This is a genomic window from Selenomonadales bacterium (genome assembly GCA_017442105.1).
In the GTDB taxonomy this organism is placed as follows: domain Bacteria; phylum Bacillota; class Negativicutes; order RGIG982; family RGIG982; genus RGIG982.
This window is the reverse complement of record JAFSAX010000208.1, coordinates 1-7317: the sequence shown is the minus strand read 5'-3', so window position 1 is coordinate 7317 and position 7317 is coordinate 1. Positions and strand designations below refer to the sequence as shown.

Genomic DNA, 7317 nt, shown 5'->3' with positions numbered 1-7317 from the left:
CTTGTCGTTTCCTGGAACGATGCTGCGGAGAGGAAGGAGTCGGTCGCAAGGGAGGCCTTGGTGATACCGAGGAGGATCGGACGAACTTGCGGTACTTCGCCGCCGTTTCTTTCGATCTTGGTGATGACGTCTTCGAGCGTGTTGCGGTCAACGTAGTCACCCGGTAAGAAGTCGGAGTCGCCTGCTTCTTCGATCTTGACTTTGTGAAGCATTTGGCGAACCATGACTTCGATGTGTTTGTCGTTGATTTCTACACCCTGCGATTTGTATACTTTTTGTACTTCGTATACGAGGTAGCGCTGGGTTGCCTGGAGTCCGCAGATGCGAAGGATGTCATGCGGGTTGACGGAACCTTCTGTCATGCGGCCGCCGAGTTCGAGGAACTGGCCGTCTTGTACGACAAGTCTTGCACCGTACGGGATGACGTATACGTGTTCTTCGCCTTCTTCCGGAATGACGGCGACTTTGTAGTTGCCTTTTTCTTCGCGGATCTCGACTTTACCTGCGATTTCGCTGATGATGGCCTGACGTTTCGGTTTACGTGCTTCGAAGAGTTCTTCGACACGCGGAAGACCTTGCGTGATATCGTCCCCTGCGACACCACCGGTGTGGAATGTACGCATGGTAAGCTGTGTACCAGGTTCACCGATGGATTGTGCGGCGATGATACCGACTGCTTCACCGACGTCGACGGTCTGGCCTGTTGCAAGATCTCGGCCGTAGCATTTACGGCATACGCCGTATTTGGAGCGGCAAGTAAGTGCTGAGCGGATCTTGACGGTTTTGCGAACGGCAGCGATCTTGTCTGCCATTTTTTCGTCGATGTGCTGGTTGATGCCGAGGATGAGTTCTCCTGTTTCGGGATCAACGACGTCTTCAGCGAGGACACGGCCTGCGATGCGGTCTTGGAGTTTTTCGATGACTGCTGCACCTTCCATGATGGCTTCGACTTCGATGCCGCGGATGTCGTTGTTGTGTACTTTGACTTCTTTGACTTCGCTGGAGAGTACTTGTTCGATGACTTCTTCGGTGAGCGGCATGCCTGCTGCGAGGAGTTCGTTGCCGTTTTCGTCGATGATGGCGTCTACTACGTTTTTGCCGAGCATTTCGTCGATCATGGACTGTTTGAGGGCTCTTCTTACGCTTTCTTCAGGCGCACCGAGTACGATGAGTTCGCTGACAGCGGAGTTGCTGATCTCTTCTGCGAGTGCTTCTGCTGTGCCGCGTACGAGGATAGACGGTACGTTGTGCGCACCGATGATGTCGAGGTTTTCTTCATCGAGTACACAGTCTTGTGCAACGAGGACTTCTTCGGTCTGCGGGTCAACGATGTCTTCTGCTACGACGCGGCCGATAAGGCTGTCTTTGAGGCAGGCGATAGCGCTCTGGCTCGACTGTGCGAGTTTTGCTCTTTCGCGGACGAGGTTGATGCCTACGATGTCACAGTCGTCTTCGCGTACGATGACGTCTTGTGCGACGTCTACAAGACGACGAGTGAGGTAACCGGAGTCTGCTGTACGGAGTGCTGTATCGGCAAGACCTTTACGAGCACCGTGTGTGGAGATGAAGTATTCGAGTACGGTAAGACCTTCACGGAAGTTTGCTTTGATCGGCAAGTCGATGATTCGACCGGACGGGTCTGCCATAAGACCGCGCATACCTGCGAGCTGACGGATCTGCTGGATGTTACCGCGGGCACCGGAGTTGGCCATCATGAATACCGGGTTGAAGCGGTCGAGGTTTGCCATCATTGCTTTCGTGATGTCGTCTGTTGCTTTTGTCCACATGTTGATGGTTTTGCGGTAACGTTCATCTTCGGTGATAAGACCGCGGCGGAATTGTTTGTCGACTTTGTCGACTTGCGCTTCTGTTGCGGCGAGAATTTCTTTTTTCTCTTGCGGAATTTTGATATCCGCAACGGCGATGGTGATACCTGCCATACAAGCGTGGTGGTAGCCGAGTTTTTTCACAGCGTCGAGTACGTCTGCTGTGATGGAGTCGCCGAATACGCTGTAGCAGCGTTCAACGAGTTTACCGAGTTGTTTTTTATCCATGAGGATACCGAGCGACCATTCGCCGGTTTCTTCATCTTGCTGATAGTAACGGATCTCTTCCGGGAGCTGTTCGTTGAAGATCATGCGGCCGAGCGTCGTTTTGACAAGGCCGTAGCCTTCTATGCGCACTTTGATCTCTGCCTGGAGGGAGAGTTCTTTGTGCTGGTAAGCAAGAAGTGCTTCGTTGATGCCCGTGAATACTTTGCCTTCACCGAGTGCGTTCGGACGAACGATGGTGAGGTAGTAGGCACCGAGGACCATATCCTGCGTCGGTACAACGACAGGTTTACCGTCTTTTGTGGAGAGGATATGGTTGGCAGCGAGCATGAGGATGCGTGCTTCTGCTTGTGCTTCAGCGGAGAGCGGGAGATGGATAGCCATCTGGTCACCGTCGAAGTCGGCGTTGTATGCCGTACATACGAGCGGATGGAGTTTGAGTGCACGACCTTCGGTGAGGACAGGTTCGAATGCCTGGATACCGAGTCTGTGAAGCGTCGGGGCACGGTTCAAAAGTACCGGATGCTCTTTGATGACTTCTTCGAGTACGTCCCAAACTTCAGGGCGTACGCGTTCTACCATGCGTTTTGCGCTTTTGATGTTGTGTGCATAACCGTCGTTGACGAGTTTTTTCATTACGAACGGTTTGAAAAGTTCGATGGCCATTTCTTTCGGAAGACCGCACTGGTGGAGTTTGAGTTCAGGGCCTACGACGATAACGGAACGACCGGAGTAGTCGACGCGTTTACCGAGGAGGTTCTGACGGAAACGACCCTGTTTCCCTTTGAGCATGTCGCTGAGGGATTTGAGCGGACGGTTGCCCGGGCCCGTTACAGGGCGGCCACGGCGGCCGTTGTCGATGAGGGCATCGACTGCTTCTTGGAGCATACGTTTTTCGTTGCGGACGATGATGTCCGGTGCACCAAGATCGAGAAGGCGTTTTAAGCGGTTGTTACGGTTGATGACGCGGCGATAGAGGTCGTTGAGGTCGCTTGTTGCGAAGCGGCCGCCGTCGAGCTGTACCATCGGACGGAGTTCCGGCGGGATGACAGGTACGACGTCGAGGATCATCCAGGACGGTTTGTTGCCGGATTTGCGGAATGCTTCTACGACTTCAAGGCGACGGATCGCGCGGACTTTGCGCTGACCGCTGACTTCTTTGAGTTCTTTGCGGAGCTCTTGGTTGAGTTTTTCGAGGTCGAGTTCTTCGAGAAGCGTTTTGATGGCTTCTGCACCCATGCCTACTTTGAAGGAGCTGCCGTATTTATCACGATATTCGCGGTATTCGTTCTCGGTGAGGAGCTGTTTGCGCATGAGCGGCGTTTCGCCCGGATCGAGTACGATGTAGGATGCGAAGTAGAGTACTTTTTCGAGTGCGCGCGGGGATACATCGAGGATGAGGCCCATGCGGCTCGGGATTCCTTTGAAGTACCAGATGTGCGATACCGGTGCTGCGAGTTCGATATGACCCATGCGGTCACGACGTACTTTGGAGCGCGTTACTTCAACGCCGCAGCGGTCGCAGACGATGCCTTTGTAACGGATTCTTTTGTACTTACCGCAATGACATTCCCAGTCACGCGTTGGGCCGAAGATGCGTTCACAGAACAGGCCGTCTTTTTCCGGTTTTAAGGTACGGTAGTTGATTGTCTCAGGTTTTTTTACTTCCCCGTGAGACCATGCCATGATTTGTTCGGGCGATGCCAGACCAATTCGCATGGAGTCGAAATTGTTTACATCTAACAAGGGGTTGTCACTCCCTCCAAATTTTTAGATTCGAGGCGTTTCTTAGTATTCATCGTCGTCGGAGCCGTCGTAATCATCTACAAAGTCGTTCATTGCGGCGATGTCTGCGATGATGTCGAGGTCTTCTTCGGCGGGGATGTCTTCGTCGAATACGCTTTCTATCTCTTCTTCGTCGACCGATTCGGTATGTACACGCGTCGGCAGACTTGCGATTTCTTCTGTGATGTCGAGATCGTCTTTGTTTACGTCGCAGATGTCGTCATCTACGTCGCGAATGAGGATCTCTTGTGCGTCTTCGGTGAGGACTTTGATGTCAAGACCGATACTCTGCAATTCTTTGATAAGGACTTTGAACGATTCCGGTACGCCAGGTTCCGGTACGTTTTCACCTTTGACGATAGCTTCGTACGTTTTTACACGGCCGACAACATCGTCGGATTTGACGGTAAGAATTTCTTGGAGCGTGTATGCTGCGCCGTATGCTTCGAGCGCCCATACTTCCATTTCCCCGAAACGCTGACCACCGAACTGTGCTTTACCACCGAGCGGCTGCTGGGTGACGAGCGAGTACGGGCCTGTGGAACGAGCGTGGATCTTGTCGTCAACAAGGTGATGGAGTTTGAGCATATATACGCAGCCCACTGTGACAGGGTTGTCGAACGGTTCACCGGTTCTGCCATCATAGAGAATGGTTTTACCCGTTTCGGAAAGTCCTGCTGCTTTGAGCGTTGCGAATACTTCTGTTTCTTTGGCACCGTCGAATACAGGCGTTGCGATGTGCATACCTGCTACGTCCGGTTTCGGCAAGCCGTGTTTGTCTACGTCGTAGCCAAGTTCACGGAGTTTGTCTTCTACGCCCGGTACACCGTCGCGGATCTGGAAGCCGAGTGTACGTGCTGCCATACCGAGATGTGTTTCGAGTACCTGACCGATGTTCATACGGGACGGTACGCCGAGCGGATTGAGTACGACTTGTACCGGTGTGCCGTCCGGGAGGAACGGCATGTCTTCTTGGCGCATGATACGGGATACGACACCCTTGTTACCATGGCGGCCTGCCATTTTGTCCCCTTCGGAGATCTTACGTTTCTGTGCGATATAGACGCGAACGAGGTAGTTGACACCCGGCGAGAGTTCGTCGCTGTTTTCGCGGCTGAATACGCGTACGTCAACGATCTTACCTGCTTCACCGTGCGGTACGCGGAGCGATGTGTCGCGTACTTCGCGTGCTTTTTCACCGAAGATGGCACGGAGAAGGCGTTCTTCTGCCGTGAGCTCGGTTTCGCCTTTCGGCGTAACTTTACCAACAAGGATATCGCCGGGGCGTACTTCCGCACCGATGCGGATGATACCGCGGTCGTCGAGGTCTTTGAGGGCCTCTTCGGCTACGTTCGGGATATCGCGTGTGATCTCTTCGGGACCGAGTTTTGTATCGCGTGCATCACATTCGTATTCTTCAATATGAATGGATGTGTAGACGTCTTCTTTGATGAGCTGTTCGCTGAGGAGGATAGCATCCTCGTAGTTGTAACCTTCCCACGGCATGAAGGCAACGATTACGTTGTAACCGAGTGCAAGTTCACCATGGTCGGTTGCAGGGCCGTCCGCCAAGACTTGGCCTTTTTCAATGCGGTCGCCTTTGAATACGACCGGACGCTGGTTGATGCAGGTGCCTTGGTTGGAGCGTTTGTATTTGAGAAGTTTGTAGTGATCGAGCGAGCCGTCGTCGCATCTGATGTCGATGTCGACTGCGGTTACGCTTTCTACGATACCTGCACGTTTGGCAAGTACGCAGACACCGGAGTCGCAGGCAGCCTTGTATTCCATACCCGTACCGACGATTGGTGCTTGGGTACGCATGAGAGGTACTGCCTGACGCTGCATGTTCGCACCCATGAGGGCACGGTTAGCATCGTCGTTTTCAAGGAACGGGATCATGCCCGTTGCGATGGATACGACCTGTTTCGGCGATACGTCCATGTAGTCTACTTGTTCTACCGGCATGACGAGCGTGTCATGTTTATGACGTGCCGTTACGTGTGTGTGGAGGAAGTTGCCTTCTTCGTCGAGCGGCTCGTTGGCCTGTGCTACGTAGAATGCGTCTTCTTCGTCTGCCGTCATGTAGTGGCAGTCGTTCGTTACACGTTTGTTTTCTTTGTCGATCTTGCGGTACGGTGTTTCAATGAAACCGAATTCATTGATGCGGCCGTGCATCGAAAGCGAGCCGATAAGACCGATGTTCGGACCTTCAGGCGTTTCGATCGGGCACATACGACCATAGTGGGAGTGATGAACGTCGCGGACTTCGAAGCCTGCACGTTCACGGCTGAGACCACCCGGGCCGAGCGCACTAAGACGACGTTTATGTGTAAGTTCCGCAAGCGGGTTCGTCTGGTCCATGAACTGGGAGAGCTGGCTCGAACCAAAGAATTCTTTGATCGCAGCTACTACCGGACGGATGTTGATGAGGACTTGCGGTGTGATGACTTCTGTGTCTTGGATCGACATACGTTCTTTGACAACGCGTTCCATACGGGAAAGACCGATACGGAACTGGTTCTGGAGAAGTTCGCCGACCGAGCGAAGACGACGGTTGCCGAGATGGTCGATGTCGTCTGTGGAGCCATGGCCGTCCATCAAGTTAAGGAGATAGCTGATGGATGCGATCATGTCTTCGCACGTGATGGTGCGGTGCGAGTATTCGAGCGACGGCGATGCGATGACTTTCATCGGTTCGTCGTTGGCACCTTTGATGTAGAGGACTACGCCTGCTTCGCCTGCGAATACACCGCTTTCTTCGATGCGGTCGAGTACTTCTTCCGTGAGTACGTCACCTTCAGCAGCGATCAGCTCGCCTGTTTCTTCGTCAACGATCGGTGCAGCGAGCGTCTGTTCCATTACGCGGCGACGCCAGCCCAATTTTTTCGTCAATTTATAGCGACCGACTGTTGCAAGGTCGTAGCGTTTCGGGTCGAAGAAGAGCGATTCCAAAAGCTGGATCGCATTGTCAACCGTCGGCGGTTCACCCGGACGAAGGCGTTTGTAGATCTCGATCAAGGCTTCTTCTTTCGAGTTCGTGTTGTCACGATCGAGCGTAGCCTGGATACGGGCATCGTTGTTGAACAGTTCCATGATCTGTTCGTTCGTCGTGTAGCCGAGCGCACGGATAAGTACCGTTGCCGGAAGTTTACGCGTGCGGTCGATACGGACAGATACGACATCGTTGGCATCTGTTTCAAGTTCGAGCCAAGCACCACGGTTCGGAATGACCGTAGCGTTATAGAGATGTTTACCCGTCGTGTCGATCGTTTCACCGAAGTAAGCACCCGGAGAACGAACGAGCTGGCTGACGATAACGCGTTCCGCACCGTTGATGATGAACGTACCCGTTTCCGTCATAAGCGGGAAATCACCCATGAATACTTCTTGTTCTTTGATCTCGCCCGTTTCACGGTTGATCAAGCGAACGCTTACGCGAAGCGGTGCAGAGTACGTAACGTCACGTTCTTTGCATTCTTCG

2 protein-coding genes are annotated in these 7317 nt (G+C 53.2%); both read right to left on the bottom strand.

Features of this window, described 5'->3' with window-relative positions:
* Positions 1-3797, bottom strand: a 3797-nt coding sequence (rpoC, locus tag IJN28_08085; protein MBQ6713726.1) for a DNA-directed RNA polymerase subunit beta', incomplete at its 3' end; no start/stop codon positions are given.
* Positions 3798-3839: 42 nt separating this feature from the next.
* On the bottom strand, positions 3840-7317 hold a 3478-nt coding region (gene rpoB, locus IJN28_08080; protein MBQ6713725.1), incomplete at its 5' end, for a DNA-directed RNA polymerase subunit beta.